This window comes from Bacteroides sp. NSJ-39 (genome assembly GCF_014287315.1).
Lineage (GTDB): Bacteria > Bacteroidota > Bacteroidia > Bacteroidales > Bacteroidaceae > Bacteroides > Bacteroides finegoldii.
Map to the genome: position 1 here is coordinate 13,391 of NZ_JACOOB010000017.1, position 16,662 is coordinate 30,052.

Consider the following 16,662-nt stretch of genomic DNA (forward strand, 5'->3'; position numbering starts at 1 on the left):
TTTTGTATAAAATACAAATAGTACTTTTTTACCCACTTAAAAAGTGCAAGAATGTATAAAAGTCCATGTGTCAGCTATAATAGGGGCATGAATAGGCATCCGTTCCATACCTGTCCCTATTTGAATCGGTCACCCCACAGTGACCGGACATTACTCACCCAATTCGGATTCTCATTACAGTAGGCAACGAAAATCTGTATCAAGTTCCAAAGCCCGAGAATCATTCCATTAAACCTGGCAGGAATTGTGACAACATGTCTGCTTGAAACAGCTACTATTATGGTATCATGCTGTATTGTTATGCTATATACCATGTTCTAAGTCAAAACTCTTTTTTTTTAGAATTGAAGGTTTAAGGCTCCATCCGAAAGTCAATATCACTTTCTCAAAATTCTTTTCTACAGCACCCTTTGTATAAGTTAGGATGTCTTTCTCTAGAAAATTTTTGAAATCAGATGAACTCATGTCTCTAAAAATGTTTATATATTCTTTTTTAAGAAATTCATTTATGGCATGTGCCGATATCTTTTTTTGCGTGCACTTTTCTATAACATATAAGTTGCTTGGTACCGGTACCATCGTGTCCAGCCCCATGAAGATATTACAGTCTACCATAAGAGTATAAGCGCCGCTCTCGGCAAGAGGTGCGGAAATGCAGTAATTGGCTTGCTCAAGCAGAGAATCCACCAGTTCTTTTGTGGAAGAACTGATACTATTGGCCAATTGTTCATATCCTCTTAGATTCAGTTGGGATATGGTCTTTTCGATAGCCGGGATGAATTTCATTCCTGGACCCAGGTTCAAATCAAATCTTTTGTAATAGACAAGAAGCTCATTCCAATCTTTGTACCGTGAAGGTTTGATGATATTTACATTGTCTATACCATGTTGTTTAAGATACTCGCCGGAGGAAAATGCATCTTCTTTGAAGGTCTGTGTGTTTCCATCCGGGAAACTTAAATAGATGGTCTTATATGTGTCTCCAGTGTTGGTCCTTGCAAAAGCTTTACATTCCTCACCTTTGAGATAATATGCTGTGGTGATGTCAAAACCATTACCGCTGGCATCATTGTCATAGCAACAATTCCACTTTACCTTATCAGATGGGAATATACGGCTTATATTCTCTATTTGGGATTTGGTGACATATCCCCCCGTGCTTATGAATGCGCATGTGGTTTCTTTAGTATAATGGTTTATTTCGTAGAAACTCATTGCGTCAATAGCGGATTCAAAGAGATATATGTCTGTAACCTTGTCAAAAGGAACAAAATTGGCCATCCAACAGCTTTGCGCCTTGTCACCACCCGTGGCAAAGGCTTTATAATTGGTATTGGTCTCTGCAAAATAGTTCCTCATTTCAAAGTTAAGGATTTCCATCTGGGAGGGTTTGCGGAATGGAAAGCCGATATGATTGTTTTTTCCTACCTGGTAGATGAACAGTCTATTGGCGAAATCCTCCACAGTCTGTGGAGAGAGCTTCCTTTGGACGGTCAAATATGGATTATCCTTTTTGATAGGACGAGGATTCCAATAATTCAAATTGGATTCAATATCATTTGGATTCAGTCCCAGCAGAGGATTGTTTACCGTTTCGGTATCTTCATTGGTGATCTGTTGAGTAGGCATTGGTACACCATCAATGACGAAGAGAGGCTGGGTTCCTCCTGTGACGGAGTTGACACCTCTGATTCTGAAAGTCATTCCGCTTGACAATGAACCGTCTGTGGGGATAATCTGTACTCCGCTGATTTTGCCTTGTAGTGCTTGCAACGTCTGCGTAGAACTACTGTTTACAATATCTTTTATATTCACAGAAGCAACGGCGGTTGCAATATCACTTTTTCGCTGGCTACCATAGCCTACAACAACCACCTCATCCATCTCTGTGACTGAAGGGTCTAGAATGATATCAAATCTTCGGTTCTTTCCGATAGTGATAGTTTTGGGCTTATATCCCAGATAACTGATGACCAGTTTTTCAGAAGGAAGTACTTTTATCGTGAACTTTCCTTCTAAATCGGTGATTACTGCATTGGTGGTACCTTCGATATTTATCGTGGCACCGATAAGAGGTTCACTCTTCTCATCCAACACTTGCCCTGAAATAGTTACTTGCTGTGCTAATGCTACAGTGAAATGTAGTATTAGAAACAATGTGCTTAATAGTACTTTTCTCTTCATAGTGCAGATATTAAAGTTTATAATAAGGATTAATACAATTAGATTTAAAATGGTAGTGCAAATAAAGCGAATTATAATATCCATGTTTTGACCTATTGTACTTTTCTCTTGACCAAATTACAGACTTTTTCTTCAAAGGTAATCGCTTTCTATTAATTTCATTTATCACCGCGTAAAATTATTCGATTGGACTTTTTATAGTGAGTATTATCATGGGGAGTATTAAAAAAGATTGGATATGAAAAATAGTATGTTAAATCATTCTGTTTTCTCAAATATGCAGTGGGGTGTGAGCGCAAGGAAAAATATCTGTAGAAATTGATAATAATGTATTTTATTCAAACTTTCCATTTATCCAAACTCTATCAGTTATCTGCACTTAAATCAGGCTTTGATATTTCAAGAGTTTGGATAAATGATTAAGGATTCAGTCTGCATTAATACCGAACATAGCAGTCAGTGAACGATTGATACCTTACGTTCGCATCGTGCGAAGTCTATTCCTTTCCACACGGTTTTGCGTCCGGCTGAAGATGCACACTCGGCTTGCGCCTTGTTCCTTTGCTGTTTCTTTATACTTGAAGTTCTACAATTCGTTTCACAAAGAATTACCCTGTGGAAGTCTGCCCGCTTTCGCGTAGGGTGACGTTGAAACCTTTATCCAGGGCATTACACCATGGCATTCGCTTTCTCCACAATCCTTTACCCGCACCTCATTCGGCCGCTCTTACAATTGGCCACCCATCGGTTATTGGCTGACGGGAGAGATACGGGCTTACCAAGTTTCGCACAAATAACTGACGACCGACTTAGACTCCGCCTATCCACCAGCAGTGCGACATCCGTGTAGCACGATGTAACAGCGTACTATCCTGACTGCTTGCCTTTTGGAATGGCCCATAAATATCCGTGAGCTAATTCATAGTCACGATGGTACGGCGATTCACTTAGGTTACTCATATCAGTCAGCTTTGACATTCTTCGCCTATGATGCTTAGGTTGGAACGTCGTTGTCAAGAGGGCTTCGCACCCGACCGTTGCCAGTCACGTACGCCTCTTCAGGCTACTATTGATGGAACAATAGGTTCAGACACGATGCTGAACAATTACTTGTGTGACCTCTTGGCGCACATTACACTACTAAGGTAATGCTTTTATAGGAGAAGTCACATCTGTAAAAAACTTATTATCATGCAATTATCTTACTTTATCTTAGGCTAAAAGCCCTTATTCAAGGTGTCTGTATCCTATCATCCGCTACCGCTCGGTATCGGATTCCTCCAGACCGATGGCATGGCATATCTCCTCCACCAGTTCAGGAAGGCCGGAGTCTTTCTCCTGACGGGGATCGGGTGGAAACAGCGTGGAACGAAAGACACCCTTACAGACAGGGTCCGCCTCCTTGTTGTAGCGGAGGGTGTTCGGAATGTGTGAGGACAGCAGCCGCAGCCCCATCCTGTGGATGACCCGGTTCCAGGCATCATACAAATTCTTCCGTCCCCTTCTATCCACCATGTTCCAGAACAGCCGGATTCCTTTCAAGTTGCAGTTCCCCTTGGCGATCAGCTCCTCTTCCAGCACCTTGGTAAACTGCAGGGAACTCTGCATGACGATATTGTCCGCCTTGAGCGGGACAAAGATATAGTCCATCGCGGCAACGGTATGAACTACCCCCTCGCTGCGGAGCGTTCCGGGAAGGTCGAAGAGCACGATATCGAAAGTCTCCCCTTTTTCGTCCATATAACGCCGCAGGTCTTCCACCCCCTTTTCCGGGTCGCTTTTGATGACCGGATAGGCAGGCTTACGGATTCTTTCGTACTGCCGGTACAGGTTCACCTTCAGGTCGTCATTTTTCATGACATTCTCCATGTCCCTCTCACGCATCAGGGCGATGCTGTGCTGCGGGGAGTCACAGTCCACAACCGCCACACGCACGTCTTTGCGGTAATGCAGGACACTGGCCAGCAGTACCGTAAAGACGGATTTTCCCACGCCACCCTTCTGGCTGGCGATGGCAACCAACAACTCTTTTTCTTTTTTCATCATACTTCTTTTTCATTAAAAGTTAAACACTATTGTTTCAGAAACAAAAATAATGCTCCCATCGGGGGAGATCCCCTGTCATGGGGGACGAGCCTTTATGACCGGGCCGGGCAGGGACTCCTCCAGAATCATGTCCGTCGTTTCCCTGTATTCTTCCAGATGCCGCGAGACAAGGTGGTTGATGAACCCCTCCAGAGTGACCTTTCCGTTTCTCGAGGCTCCCGCCAGGATGGACAGTTTCCGGTGCAGGGCGGCGGGAATATGCAGCGACCGACGCTGCACGCCCGCAATGCCATGCAGGTATTCCTCCCCGTAGACGGACGGTTGCATGGGGCCATTTTTCCTTGCGGGACGTATAATGTCGTTACCGGACGTTCCACGTCTCTTCCGGGGACAGGCAGGCGCTTCCCCCATGATCTCACGGATGCGGTCCGCGTCCATCCCGCCAAGACCAATCCGCTCTTTTACGTTCTTTCCTGTCATGATATGCCTTCTTGGACAATGACAACGTTTTATCGGCGAGGTGTTCCTCCCGGCTGTCCGTCCTCATCCCAGGGACGGTAGACCTCACCGAGCAGGGAGGCGATGTCCTCCCTGTGTTCCTCCATATGGAGTTCCAACAACCGGATGATAAAACCGGAGATGCTGCCGCAGCCGGCGACCCTGACCAGCATGGCGATCCGGCGGTGCAGTCTCCCATCAATGTAGGCGGTCTTCCACTCAGCGGCTCTGGGAGCGGGAACCAGAAACCTCCTCTTGTATTCCTCCGGACCTGTCACTTTCCCTGCCCGGACCTGACTTCCATGACTTGGTATCTCCACCACTGGTTCCAGGGATGGGGAAACGGGAGCTGACAGAAGGTTCCCCGTGAGTCCGACCCTCTCGAGAACGATATCGGAAAGCCGGTTCTTTTCCTTTTCTGAATCCATATTTTAAAATCTTAAATTATTAAATTACACAACTGGTATTGTCTCGGAATACAAAATAAAGGAAGAAGAGAACAGGATGAAACCACCTGTCACTTATAGTCATCCAAAGTCAGTTATTGTCATGATACACATGACGGGGGGGACGGAGATGCCGTTCCGTTCGGACGGTTCTTCCTATGCGGAGGCGACATCAGAGGCCCGTAGTGGTGTGGAAAAGCGAGCGGGATTCCGTTTCCTTGTCCACCGTTCCTTTTTAATCCTTATGGGCAGGCGTGAGAGCGCGCATCCGTCCGGATACGGATTCTTAAATTATCGGTCTATGGGAGTGTAAAAGTATTAATCCGTTAATGGAGAATTATGAAGGAAGACCATAAGGTGTACACGGCTACATTCTCCATTTGCAGAAGTGTAGAAGTAGTAATCCATTAATGAAGATAATGCAGAAAAACCATAAACCATATACGGCTCACTGCCGCTCTCCATTTGTAGATGTGTAGAAGTAACAATCCATTAATGGACAATAGGGCATGTAAAGGGCAGATTTCCCGTATATTCGCCTCCTTATTCCCGAATTATGGACGTAAGTCATATGATTATGGAGAGATATCCACCCTTTTATGGGGAGAGCAGCCGGCAAACACCTGATGGAAATGCCTCGTAAATCACAGGAGAATAGCCATACAATGGGCTAATACACAATAATTATTGGATAAATGTGGTCCGCTCCTGCGGACAGCAAGTTGTGTTTTCGTTTAACGAAAACAGGACGGTTTAACGGAGAATACACCGATAAACCGTTACTTATTTCAAGCTCCAGCGTCGCTTTTTACATATCTAATTATAATTCATTTGAAATCACAAAACAGATTGAACCGAATGTGGTTAGTTTGTCTGTTTATTTCATGTCCGAATCATTAGTATGCTATGTTGCAAAGTTCGTATTCATTATGAAAAAATCCGCTTACGAGAACAAGATATTCAGGTAATTTGCCATCCTTTCCCCAAAGAAGTTCGATGTTAAAAAGTTCAGAAAGCGTTTTGGCTATGTCAAATCCGAAGGCTTCGAGTGACGGACGCACTTTTTCCGGGTGTCGGCATGGTGTGCCGCAGTTACGCGTACACTCGTTATCTGAGCAGTGAAGACATTTACCTATATAGGCAAATGAACGCCCTCCATATTTCCGTTCCATATCCAATAATTCGCTCTCGATTCGTATCCGTTCCGGTAAAATGAGTTTTTGTGTATATTCAATCGGAATATCTTTGTCTTCAGGGATTATCTTCGTTGCCATAAGATGTGCATACTTGTATTGTCGGAGAAACGATTCCGTATCAAAATCAAATGGAGGACACCCCCAACTTTTACCGTAATTGGTACATTGTTTGCAAAGTTCAAGAAAATGTGGTTCGTCACGGAATTCGGCGATGTATCCTTCAACAGTGATGTCTGAAGTAAAATTTTCTACAGTGTATATACTCATTGTTTCAAAATCATTGTACCGCATAAGGAGTCGAAACGGATGTTTTCATTTTGGAAAAGTCTGTCAATGTATCCGCTTTTCTGCATTTCAGACGCGGTCAAGCAACTTAAATTCGGGGTATCTAACAATGCTATCGAATCGCACATGGACAACGCGATGTCAAGTTCATGTGTCGAGAACATGATACATTTTTTCTCGTCGTGGACAAGCCTACGAAGCAACGCCACAAGTTCGTAGCGATTAGGCATGTCAAGAAAGGAAGTCGGTTCATCAAGGAGAATGATAGGAGTATCCTGTGCCAATGCACGAGCAATCATCACACGCTGGCATTCGCCATCCGACATTTTATCCATCGTGCGGTTTGCATAAGCCTCCATTCCCACCGAAATGAGCGATTGCATGACTATCTCCTTATCTGTTTCTTGCATCCTACCTATCCAGTTGGTATAAGGAGCACGGCCTATGGCTACGACATCCTTGCACCGCAGGTTGGCGATGCGCGTGCGCTTGGTCGTGACGACAGCCAGCGTTTTTGCCATATCTTCGGTTTTCATGCAGGCGATGTCGTGCCCGTCGAGAATGATTTTTCCGGAATAACACCGGTTCAGACCGGCTATGGCGCGGAGCAACGTCGATTTTCCTGTCCCGTTTCTTCCGATAAGGGCTGTCAGTTGACCTTTTTTTATCGTGGCATTTACCTCGTGGAGCAACGAGTTTTCTTTGTAACCTATGGAAAAATGCTGTAATTCTATCATGCGGTGATGGATTTGTTGCGTAAAACCACCCATACGACGATTGGGATTCCCAATAGAGCTGTAATGGCGTTGATCGGCAAGGTGAATATTTTAGAAATGATGTCGCAAAGAAGCAATATCGATGCTCCCGAAAGAATTGTTCCGGGCAGAAGGACATGATGATCGCTATTTTGGAAAAGCATTCTTGTGACATGAGGCATAGCGAGACCTATGAAACCTATCGGACCGCAAAAAGCGGTTATCGTTCCGGCGAGCAGCGTTGTCGAGAGAAACAACAGGCTGCGTGAACGCCGAATATTCAGTCCCATTGTTACGGCATATTCCTCTCCGAACAGCAGGAGGTTAAGCGGTTTGATGGTCAGTACAGCCAACAGCAGTCCGGCAAACACCGATGGAACAAGAATCAGAAGTTGTCCGGAGGTGACGTCACCCAAAGCCCCCATCGTCCAAATGACAAAGGCTTTCAGCGATTCCTCTTTGCTGAGGTACTGCAATATCTGCACGACAGCACCTACGCCCGATGAGAACATCATGCCCAGAATCAGGATTACCATGATGTCTTTTATTCGCTGTCCGACGGCAGTTATCACGAGCAACACGACAGCCGCACCCACCCACGCTGCTCCGGCAATGCCTATTGATGAACCGATCCCGGCAAGTACCACAAGTGCCACACCGAGACTTGCACCGGAACTGATGCCAAGGACATAGGGACCGGCAAGAGGATTACGGAAGAGGGTCTGCATCTGAAGACCGCTGACCGATAAGGCAGCCCCGGCCAACAGTGCCACTATAGCTTTTATGAGGCGTATGTTGAGTACGATTTTTTCCGTGGCACGGGAACAATTTCCCCCGGTCAGTGCTGCCCATACATCGCGGATCGGAATGTTGACAGCTCCCACGGCCAAGTCCAGTAAAAAAAGACCGACCGTGAGCGTAATCAATATGGAGAATAATATAGTCGAACGGGAACGCATCTATTTCAGTTGCTTGTAATACACACACTCTTCCTGCACCAGTTCAGGATGGAATATCTTCACGAGGTCGCGGAGCACGATGTCAGGATTCACGACGGCAGACTCGTAATAGTCGTTACCCCCGGCTGTGTTGGTACGGGCGTTGTTGTTATACACCTCTCCATTTTTGAAACATCGGGTATCGGTGAATTTCGGACATGATGCCTTCAAGTCGTCAAGGGAGTTCGCCATTCCCACGTTCAACCACATGTCCGCATCCGACGCGAGCAGATATGCTTCTTCTAAGTCAATGGGGATAGAAGCGTTTCCCGTGTTCTTCTGGTAGATATAGCGGCCTCCCGCATCAGTAATCAAGCGGGCTACATAACTTTGGGTTGAAGGCATGAACCACGAGTCGCCATAGGGAACATTAAGCATAACCGAAGGAGTGCCGAGGGTACTGTCGGCCACTTTCTTTTTCAAGGCGTTGTATCTGACCGGGATTGCGGCAAAGGCTTTTTCACCCTTCTCACGTTTTCCTGTGACTTCTGAAAGCACTACCATCCATTCGGCCTTGCCGAGAGGCGACTCTTCAAGATAATCGCCGACATACATGAACGGTATGTCGAGTTCTTCGAGTTTGCTTTCCATTGCGCTTGCGCCGTTCACCCCATAGAGCAGAACGAGGTCGGGATCGAGCGAGAGCAGCAACTCGTAGTTGATGTTCCCTTCATAGCCGACATCGCCAATACTGTCGCGGCGGGCTTGGATGTCTGGGTTGGAAATGTAGTCGATTCCCGAAACGCCGGTTATACACCGGACTTCACCGATTGCGTCAAGCATGGCGATATGAGTGGAAGACATCGCCACGATACGTTTGGCGTCTCCTTTGAGTACCTGTCCTGCAAACCCTTCGGGAACCTCTTCACCGTTGCGGACGATAAACAGCCATGTGGTTACACTGTCCGCTCCCTGCCAGGGATTCCTGACGGTTATCAGTACGCTTTCCTTCCCGCCCGCCCCTTTGATGTCGAAGCCGGAGGCATATTCGGGAGCATAAAGCAGCAGGTTGAAATCATTGATTTTTGAGCTTTTGTTGTGGCAGCCTGTAAATGCCAGAGAAAGCAACAAAATCAGGCTTAAATTCTTTAATGCGTTCATATTGATGCAGATTATCGTTTACTATTTTTGTTTTTTCCGAACTTGGGTGTTATGCCGATGAATATCTCGAAATTGATGCCCGGCATGGGACGGGACAATACGGAAAGGTATTCTTCATCGAACAGGTTGTTGATGCTGCCCTTTAGCGACAGATCGGCCCATCGGAAAGAGAGCTGTTTTTCCAGTGTCACGTTATTCATGAAGTAAGGGGGCAGATAGCCCGTCAGGGTATAGTCATTACTCGACATGGTATAACGCTGGCTGTAATAACACCATTTGTAAAGCAGGCTCCATGTCCGCCATGACAGACGTCCGGTCACCGTTGCGGAAAACTCCGGCACGTATGGCAACTGTTTGCCGACGGATTGGTCTGCCGGACTCATCGGTTCGCTCTCGTTGATCGAGGGAGTCCACGAGAAAGTTCCGTTCATATCCAGTTTCCAGTCCTTTCCGAGCATTATATCAAGGTGGGCGTTGGTCTCTGCCCCGTAAGCATGTACCTTTTTGAGGTTTCTGGGGGAGAAGAATCCCTTGGTTGTGGGTAGCCAGATGATCCAGTCGTCGATGTGCGAATCGAACCAGTTGATACCACCGCTCAAAGCATATACATTTTCTTTCCCCACCGAGAACGACAACCCCACGTCGTATGTGAAGCCGTGCTCGCTTTTCAGGTCGGGATTACCGCCCGGCAGAAAATAGAGGTCGTTCAGCGTGGGAAAACGGTAGTTCCGGGAGATGGATGCTTTCGCCACGATATTGCCTTTTTTCGACAGTACCCCGTCGATGAAGAAAGCCGGGATAACCGGGGCCCATTCCGTACCGAACATATCCTCGCGAAGGACAAGCGAGGCGGCAAAACGATCGACAGGCCGCCATTTCGCAGAAACGGAACCGGAAAACTCGACACGTCCCTTGTCATACCCGACAACAGCCTTGTTACCTTCCTGCGAGATGATATTTTTGTCCGCGCTTTCCACCAAATGCTGGTGTACGGAAACACCGGCCGTGAACAGCCATTTCTCTGAAGGAGCATAATCCCCGTCCGCACTTCCGTAGAACGTGTTAATCTTACTGCGTGAGCGGGTCATCGAAGCCATTTCGCCGTTTCCCTTGTCCCGCTTGTAATCATAGGCCATCCATGTGTGTATATAGCCGCCTTTTACACCGACCTTCCATTTCTCCCGCACGCGATCCCACGAGAGGACGCCGCGAAACGTCTGCTCCCTTTGGCGGTTCTCGAAGTCCATGTCGTTCCCGTAATCCGTGCTGAGCATCGCCAGTTCCCGGTTGGAATTGATATACCAGGCGTTTAGCCCGAACTTGTCGCCTTCGCCCGTGTTATAATAAATTTCCTGCAAGACGTGCAGATCCTTATAAGCCCCGCTGCGGTTGCGTTCCGTCGGGTAATAGGAACCGATGATGTTCTTGTCCTCGTCATAGATGTTTTCCTTCTTGTCCCGGTTTCGGTATTTGTAGTCGTTGGGGGAAGAGGAATACACCACACGGGTGGAGGACTGCCAGTGTTTGTCACCGTAGGTCAGGCGGAGAAACTCGTCGAACGTGCTGAACGACCCCACTCCCTGCACGTACTGCAACCCGAACCCTTCATGGTTGGCCGGAGAAGTGGAGAGCCTGACCAGACCACCCAAGCCGCCGCCCGTTTCGTTTACCGATGACGTTCCGTGCAGCAGCGAGGCATCATCGATAAAGTAAGAAGGGATGGTGGAAAAATCCGTCATGCCCAGCATCGGGTTGTTAATGCGCATACCATTCCACGTCACTTGGGTATGCGAGGGAGAGGTACCCCGGAAAGCCACGGTGGATAACGTGGCGCGTCCGTAGTTCTTGACAAAAACGGATGAGTTGAATGTCAGCACATCGGCCATAGACAAGGCGATGTTCTCTTTCATGGCGATGGAATCGAAACGGGTTCGTTGCACGCCTATATCCTTCATAGGTCGTTTGCCCACCACCGTAACCTCCGGAATACGTAGTACCCTTTTGGTAATGCTGACGGAATTTTTCTGCTGGGCGGCAAGCAGAAAGGGCAGGCTTACCCCCACGAACAATAGAATAAGATGTCTTTTCATTTTTGTCCTCCTTCCTCGTTATTTCCAGCAGAAAGCTCCCGGAATGATTCCCACGTAAAATTCATCGATCAGCTTGCCTTGCGGCGAATAGCGATACACGATACCTTGTTGCTGGTAATCAATAGCGTCGGCCACATATACCTCCCCGTTGTTGGGATTGACCGTAAGGCCGTAGTATTTGGTGTCCCGAAACTCCAGAAAAGGCCGGACGGGAACACGGTCGGCTTCCACCGGCATTCGCCAAATATCGTTGTTGATCCAGTAAAGTGTATCCCGTGTACCGTTGAGCTGGACTTCCGAAGGCCAGTCGCCCAGCTTAAACTTGAACTGTTTCTCTACGGTGAAAGTCTCGGCGTCTATACGATAGAGAGACGGTGCCTCGTAACCGTATGGGCTGCCCTCGTAACCGCCATCCGTGATGGTCCACATCTTGTTGTATTTGTCCATGACCAGCGAAGTAGGTTGTATGCCGATGGTCAGTTCGTCCACGACCTTGTCCGTCTCCGTGTCGATTTTCAGGATGCGGTTCTGGTACGACCAGCAGTTCACATAGACGTACTTGCCGTATTGTACCATTTGTTCGGTGGAACCCGATTCCATGTCCATGTCTGGACATTCGATATAGCCGGTAATCTCGTATGTCTTGGGGTTGATGATGAAGATACGGTAGTCCCATATCTGCGTCACATAGGCTTTCTCATCCGACAGAAAATGGATATACCGGGGTGAGGTGAAACCTGTGATACGGCCCACTTCCTTGAAAGTATTGATGTCGATGGCGAAAATCACATGCGAGTTGTTCACCACGATCCAGCCTATACCGTCCCGGATAACCATAGACTGGGCCACATCGCCCAACTTGAACCCGTTGGCACGGTAAAACACTTCATTCTCCACTTCGCACGTGGCGGGATCGTAGTAGGAAAGCGTGGCATTGCTGTACTGGAAATTCCCCTCGTTGGTAATGAAAAGACCAGAGGCCGATACAGAGAAATCTTCCATCTCTCCGTAATCCCATTTCATGCAACTGCCGAAAACTGGCAGGCAGAAAAGAAAAAGGCAAATCCGTTGTATTGTTCTGCTCATTGTCATTCGGATAAAAAAGAGTACCCGAATCATTACGGGTACTCTGGTTAAGGTATAAGGTTTAATCCTGCTGCGTATATTGTTTGTCCTTCATATTTTGGAAGGTTGGGTTATACCCACATTTCGTCACGCTCCAACTTTCCCCCGTAATCATTCCGTTTTCTATAAACTTGCCGAAGAAAGTGTAGTCGGTAAATTTCGTCAAACCGTCAAAAACAACCCCATGCAAGGTCTCCAACTTCTCCATGGAAAGTGTTTCCTGAGAAAGAGAAGTCGCACTTTTTATCTGTAGCGTACCATCTATAGTCTGTAATTTATCACAAGTAATGCCTGTTGCTTTATTAACGAACAACCCTTCACCTCCTACGTGAAGCAATTCCGGAATATCCAGCGATTTACTTTGTAAAGATATTGCTAACGAACCCTCTCCCTCTTTATAATATACAGGAGAAGCTGAACAACAAACTTTGGATAGTAAGGGCAAGTTACAACTGGTAAAATTTCCAGATAAATAGAACTGTCCTCCCACTTCTTTCAAGACTGGCATTGTGATTGAAGCAAACATGGGTATTTGGATATATCCATATCCATCTATGATTTCCAAGTCGGGAAATTTGGCATTGCTTCGCATTTGGCCTGTCACATTTAGATTTCCATATACATGTTGAATTGTCGATATGGTATAATCGGTATTGTTGGTGGTTGGCTTACAAGTGAAGTCTTTGATATTCTTGAACGTGATTTCAGGGAACTTATTATTCGTGAGACTGGTGATGACAAAATTTACATTTGACAAATCTTCGGCTGTTTCAATTTTGGAGAGCTGCACCTTGTTTATAATTTCAATCTGGGGCGCTGTTTCTCCGAAGGTTTCAAATCGGGCGTTCGGCAACAGCAGTGTTCCGCTCACATCTTCAAGATAATCCAGCGTGATGCTTCCAAGTGTGGTGATCTTGCTCCAGTCGGGAAGTTGTTTGAGTGCCGTGAAATTCTTTATCTTTATCTGTCCCTTTATCGTTGTCAGTTTGTCCATTCCACCGAAAGCCTGAAGCACGTCATTTCGTTGGGGAACAAAACTACCGGTAGGAGGAGCTTCCATATTGGCTTCCATAATAATACTTCCGTTTACTGTTTCGATTTCCGGAAGGTTGATGGTTTCCAACATCACGGGGACGGTATGGAAATCAAGGCCACCGGTCTCTTTCAGCTTAAGGAAGCTCATGGAAGTCAGCTTGGCAAGATTGTTTACGGACAAGACCCCTCCGACACTTGTCAGTTCCGGTATTTCCAAAGACGCAATCGAACCGGCTGCTGTGTTCTCTTCATTGAGTCCTTGAAGATTCAGATCCTGACCTACAGTAGTCAGAACCGGAAACTCAAAACTCTGTAACGACGACGCATTGAACATCACGCTTCCTTCAATAGTTGCCAGTTTCTCGAATAGGACATACGTCACTTGGTCGTTATATACCGATATGTCTCCGGAGAGCGTTTCCAATGCTTTCATGGAAATCATGTGAAGTTCCGTAGCTTTCGAGGCGACATCGGTCGAACCTACCTGTAAACCTCCGGCAGAAACGATATTATCCAACCCTGTCAAGTCTGCACCGTTGTAACTGTTACGAATGACAATGTTGCCAGTAACCTCTTTCAAAGATGCCAATGCAGATATGTCAGTGATTTTTTCTGCCTCTTCCGCATCAGAGCCGATAATCAGGTTCCCTTTGACAACGGTTGTTTTGGTTGCGGCAAAAGAAGCTACCTCCTCGGTGGTCTTCAACTCCACATCTCCGTCAGATTCTATCTCGCTTTTCACGACCTTATAGGTATATTCGCGGGCATCTCCGTTATAGGATGTCACCCGGAAGGTTCGTTCGTTATCCCAGTCCGTTACCGTTTCAGGATCAGGTATGATTGTTGCAGAAGTTGTGTACTTGAATTCCACTTCGGCGTTGTTCAGCGATACCGTATAGGGAACGGTTATTGTTACTGTATTGTCCGTAATGTCGGCCGTGTACGATTTCCCGTCCACGGTCATCACGACCGATGTGATGAAATTTTCATCTGCATCTTCAGGTATAATTTCATCGTTTTTGTCACACGCTCCCAAAAAGAACAAGGATAGGAGCATGGGAAGAAAATAAATTTTCATACTTGTAATTTTTATTATTTGGTTAGATCCTCAAAAGAAAATACCTCCGTAGAAACTTCGCCCAGCCAGCCGCTTTTGGCCAGAACACCGCATTGTATTTTGATAAAGTCAATATATTGCAGATTGGCTTCCGTTCCATCGGCATGGATGGCATTGGAAATTTTGAAACCGTTCCTTTGTCCGCTTCCATCCACCGTACTGCCGCCTTCTATCTGGTCGTTTCCGAAATTATCCACGTACCCCCAGTCATAACTCTGATTATCCCAATAACCGGTTTGAGAATCTTGGGTGTTGCGGGCGGCCAGACAAGTGCCTGTCAGGGTATAACTGTTTTCCGAAATCCAAGCCGGATAATAATAGTCTTGTGTATGATAAGCGGACAGATAGTCTACCCAGCCGTTTCTACCGTCGGAACTGATCCATTGGACATCCATTTTTTTGCCTTCCGGACGGTAATAGGTCACTTCAAAATTCTGTATTGTTTCTTCCTTGCCTGCTTCAGATCCTTTCAGTTCGTACCACTCGTCATCCGGCAATCCGTTTCCGTTTATATCTTGCATGACCCATACGATACCCGGTTCGGAACTGCCGTCAAAGGCGTTCCCCTGAACACAGAAATCATATTGGTTACCCGAATTGGGAATACTGTGGTCGAAGCCGACGATGATATAACCCCCGAAAGAACCTAAAGAGACGTGCAGTTTGTCTTTCAAACGCTGTGTTGCCCATGCGACAGCCGCTTCAGGGGATGTTTCGTTGCCGGTCATACCGCCTATCGTGCTCGTCTCGTTGATAAATTGGCCGGGAGCTGGGGTATATTCATAGACTTTATTCCAGAGCTTGGAACTTCCCGAAGCCCGGAAGCCGTCTTGTTCCTTTTTGTCCACACAAACGACTTTTACGGTGGCAGTGACAGCCGTTTTCCCTTTGTCGATATTCCTGCTTATTTTTTCCGTCGGTGTGTCTTCCGACACAGTACAGGAGACGGTGTATTCTCCGGGTGCGGACGGCGTGAACTTGAACATGCGTTCCACTTCTCCTTCCATGACCTGACCGTCCACACTCCACTCAAAACGGGGATTGTCGAAATACTCCAACAACGGACGCAGGAAAACAGGACGGTCGGCAAAAGTGTACCTGTCCGTGGATGTTTGCAGGTAAGACGGGGTCGGGAATTTGACAACGTAGGGCATCGTTTCCACGACCTCTACGCTTACGTCTTTCGTTGTTGTCCCATCTATATTGGAAGCGTTGATTGTCACCGTATAAACACCGAGTTCTTTTTCATTGAAAGTATAAGTATTCTCGGTGGAAACGATTTTTCCTTCCCGTACCCATTCGATTTTGAACCCTTCGACATCCGAATGCTGAATATCGGGAGTAAATGTGTAATCGGTATTCCGGACGACTTTTAGCCCCTGCGAAGGTAGTGCCAGTGAGATGACCGGAGGGGTGAGTTCTTTCACTTCTACTTTCAGTTCCTCTTCGGCATAGCCTTCCGCATTGTCTACTCTTAGTTTGACATAAAAATCCCCGCATTCATTCCATGTACGTTGAAGAGACGGACCCGAAGAAACCAGCGTACCGTCTATCGTCCAAGCAAAAAGAGCATCTTCAACATTCTGGTATGTCGGGGCGATAGTCAATTCGTGATCGACCTTGACCGTGTAAATACCGGTCTCGCTGTCAAGTTCTATTATAGGTTGTCCTCCTACTTCTTCGGTAATGACTTCATCCTTGTTGCAGGAGGTGAACAGCATACAGGCAGAAATAATAAAATAGTGAAAACGATGCATGATGTGTGGATTTTAGAAAAATAACAGGG

14 protein-coding genes are annotated in these 16,662 nt (G+C 46.6%); 2 read left to right on the forward strand and 12 right to left on the reverse strand.

Annotated features, from left to right (window positions below; translation table 11 throughout):
* Window positions 1–303 precede the first annotated feature (303 nt).
* Entirely contained in the window at window positions 304–2,184 is a 1,881-nt protein-coding gene (locus H8S63_RS16015) for a carboxypeptidase-like regulatory domain-containing protein (protein ID WP_004327093.1), read from the reverse strand.
* 987 nt (window positions 2,185–3,171) lie between these two features.
* Here H8S63_RS16015 and H8S63_RS16020 point away from each other — a divergent pair.
* On the forward strand, window positions 3,172–3,333 hold the full coding sequence (locus tag H8S63_RS16020; protein WP_153862836.1) for a hypothetical protein: 162 nt from the start codon (window positions 3,172–3,174) through the stop codon (window positions 3,331–3,333).
* A gap of 108 nt (window positions 3,334–3,441) precedes the next feature.
* Here the strand turns inward: H8S63_RS16020 and H8S63_RS16025 are convergent, their stop codons facing one another.
* The 3 genes from H8S63_RS16025 to H8S63_RS16035 form a co-directional block, all read right to left on the reverse strand.
* Window positions 3,442–4,230, reverse strand: coding sequence for a ParA family protein (locus tag H8S63_RS16025; RefSeq protein ID WP_004311277.1), 789 nt, complete (start codon window positions 4,228–4,230; stop codon window positions 3,442–3,444).
* Between the two features lie 75 nt (window positions 4,231–4,305).
* Window positions 4,306–4,710 carry a DUF3408 domain-containing protein gene (locus tag H8S63_RS16030; RefSeq protein WP_004315818.1) on the reverse strand — a complete coding sequence of 135 codons (405 nt, stop codon included), beginning with the start codon at window positions 4,708–4,710 and terminating at the stop codon, window positions 4,306–4,308.
* Between the two features lie 29 nt (window positions 4,711–4,739).
* Window positions 4,740–5,156, reverse strand: a complete 417-nt coding sequence (locus tag H8S63_RS16035) for a DUF3408 domain-containing protein (protein ID WP_008650626.1) — start codon at window positions 5,154–5,156, stop codon at window positions 4,740–4,742.
* 76 nt (window positions 5,157–5,232) lie between these two features.
* On the opposite strand from H8S63_RS16035, the gene H8S63_RS16040 reads away from it, so the two are divergent.
* Window positions 5,233–5,487: a hypothetical protein gene (locus H8S63_RS16040; protein ID WP_008650625.1), complete on the forward strand. Its 255-nt coding sequence runs from the start codon at window positions 5,233–5,235 to the stop codon at window positions 5,485–5,487.
* 583 nt (window positions 5,488–6,070) lie between these two features.
* On the opposite strand, the gene H8S63_RS16045 is transcribed toward H8S63_RS16040, so the two are convergent.
* From H8S63_RS16045 to H8S63_RS16080, 8 genes are read right to left on the reverse strand one after another with little or no spacing between them, the layout of a single operon-like run.
* On the reverse strand, window positions 6,071–6,637 hold the full coding sequence (locus H8S63_RS16045; protein WP_004289236.1) for a DUF2284 domain-containing protein: 567 nt from the start codon (window positions 6,635–6,637) through the stop codon (window positions 6,071–6,073).
* The gene (locus H8S63_RS16050; protein WP_186927363.1) at window positions 6,634–7,392 is read right to left on the reverse strand and encodes an ABC transporter ATP-binding protein; all 759 of its coding nucleotides are present in this window, start codon (window positions 7,390–7,392) and stop codon (window positions 6,634–6,636) included. The genes H8S63_RS16045 and H8S63_RS16050 overlap by 4 nt, the downstream gene beginning before the upstream one ends.
* Window positions 7,389–8,369, reverse strand: a complete 981-nt coding sequence (locus H8S63_RS16055) for an iron ABC transporter permease (protein WP_004311292.1) — start codon at window positions 8,367–8,369, stop codon at window positions 7,389–7,391. Before H8S63_RS16055 ends, H8S63_RS16050 begins: the two co-directional genes overlap by 4 nt.
* Complete coding sequence (locus tag H8S63_RS16060; protein ID WP_004289233.1) at window positions 8,370–9,509, reverse strand: ABC transporter substrate-binding protein; 1,140 nt, start codon at window positions 9,507–9,509, stop codon at window positions 8,370–8,372.
* 11 nt (window positions 9,510–9,520) lie between these two features.
* Window positions 9,521–11,599 (reverse strand): TonB-dependent siderophore receptor, encoded by a 2,079-nt coding sequence (locus H8S63_RS16065; protein ID WP_004311295.1) that lies wholly within the window; start codon window positions 11,597–11,599, stop codon window positions 9,521–9,523.
* Window positions 11,600–11,617: 18 nt separating this feature from the next.
* Complete coding sequence (locus H8S63_RS16070; protein ID WP_004293828.1) at window positions 11,618–12,718, reverse strand: YncE family protein; 1,101 nt, start codon at window positions 12,716–12,718, stop codon at window positions 11,618–11,620.
* Window positions 12,719–12,746: 28 nt separating this feature from the next.
* Window positions 12,747–14,837, reverse strand: coding sequence for a lipoprotein (locus H8S63_RS16075; protein ID WP_004311297.1), 2,091 nt, complete (start codon window positions 14,835–14,837; stop codon window positions 12,747–12,749).
* Window positions 14,838–14,851: 14 nt separating this feature from the next.
* Window positions 14,852–16,633, reverse strand: a complete 1,782-nt coding sequence (locus H8S63_RS16080) for a PKD-like domain-containing protein (protein WP_004293827.1) — start codon at window positions 16,631–16,633, stop codon at window positions 14,852–14,854.
* Window positions 16,634–16,662 lie beyond the last annotated feature (29 nt).

Coding starts and splice junctions, on each gene's coding strand:
- H8S63_RS16015 (WP_004327093.1), bottom strand. CDS start 2,184: ATGAAGAGAAAAGTACTATTAAGCACATTGTTTCTAATACTACATTTC.
- H8S63_RS16020 (WP_153862836.1), top strand. CDS start 3,172: ATGATGCTTAGGTTGGAACGTCGTTGTCAAGAGGGCTTCGCACCCGAC.
- H8S63_RS16025 (WP_004311277.1), bottom strand. CDS start 4,230: ATGATGAAAAAAGAAAAAGAGTTGTTGGTTGCCATCGCCAGCCAGAAG.
- H8S63_RS16030 (WP_004315818.1), bottom strand. CDS start 4,710: ATGACAGGAAAGAACGTAAAAGAGCGGATTGGTCTTGGCGGGATGGAC.
- H8S63_RS16035 (WP_008650626.1), bottom strand. CDS start 5,156: ATGGATTCAGAAAAGGAAAAGAACCGGCTTTCCGATATCGTTCTCGAG.
- H8S63_RS16040 (WP_008650625.1), top strand. CDS start 5,233: ATGAAACCACCTGTCACTTATAGTCATCCAAAGTCAGTTATTGTCATG.
- H8S63_RS16045 (WP_004289236.1), bottom strand. CDS start 6,637: ATGAGTATATACACTGTAGAAAATTTTACTTCAGACATCACTGTTGAA.
- H8S63_RS16050 (WP_186927363.1), bottom strand. CDS start 7,392: ATGATAGAATTACAGCATTTTTCCATAGGTTACAAAGAAAACTCGTTG.
- H8S63_RS16055 (WP_004311292.1), bottom strand. CDS start 8,369: ATGCGTTCCCGTTCGACTATATTATTCTCCATATTGATTACGCTCACG.
- H8S63_RS16060 (WP_004289233.1), bottom strand. CDS start 9,509: ATGAACGCATTAAAGAATTTAAGCCTGATTTTGTTGCTTTCTCTGGCA.
- H8S63_RS16065 (WP_004311295.1), bottom strand. CDS start 11,599: ATGAAAAGACATCTTATTCTATTGTTCGTGGGGGTAAGCCTGCCCTTT.
- H8S63_RS16070 (WP_004293828.1), bottom strand. CDS start 12,718: ATGATTCGGGTACTCTTTTTTATCCGAATGACAATGAGCAGAACAATA.
- H8S63_RS16075 (WP_004311297.1), bottom strand. CDS start 14,837: ATGAAAATTTATTTTCTTCCCATGCTCCTATCCTTGTTCTTTTTGGGA.
- H8S63_RS16080 (WP_004293827.1), bottom strand. CDS start 16,633: ATGCATCGTTTTCACTATTTTATTATTTCTGCCTGTATGCTGTTCACC.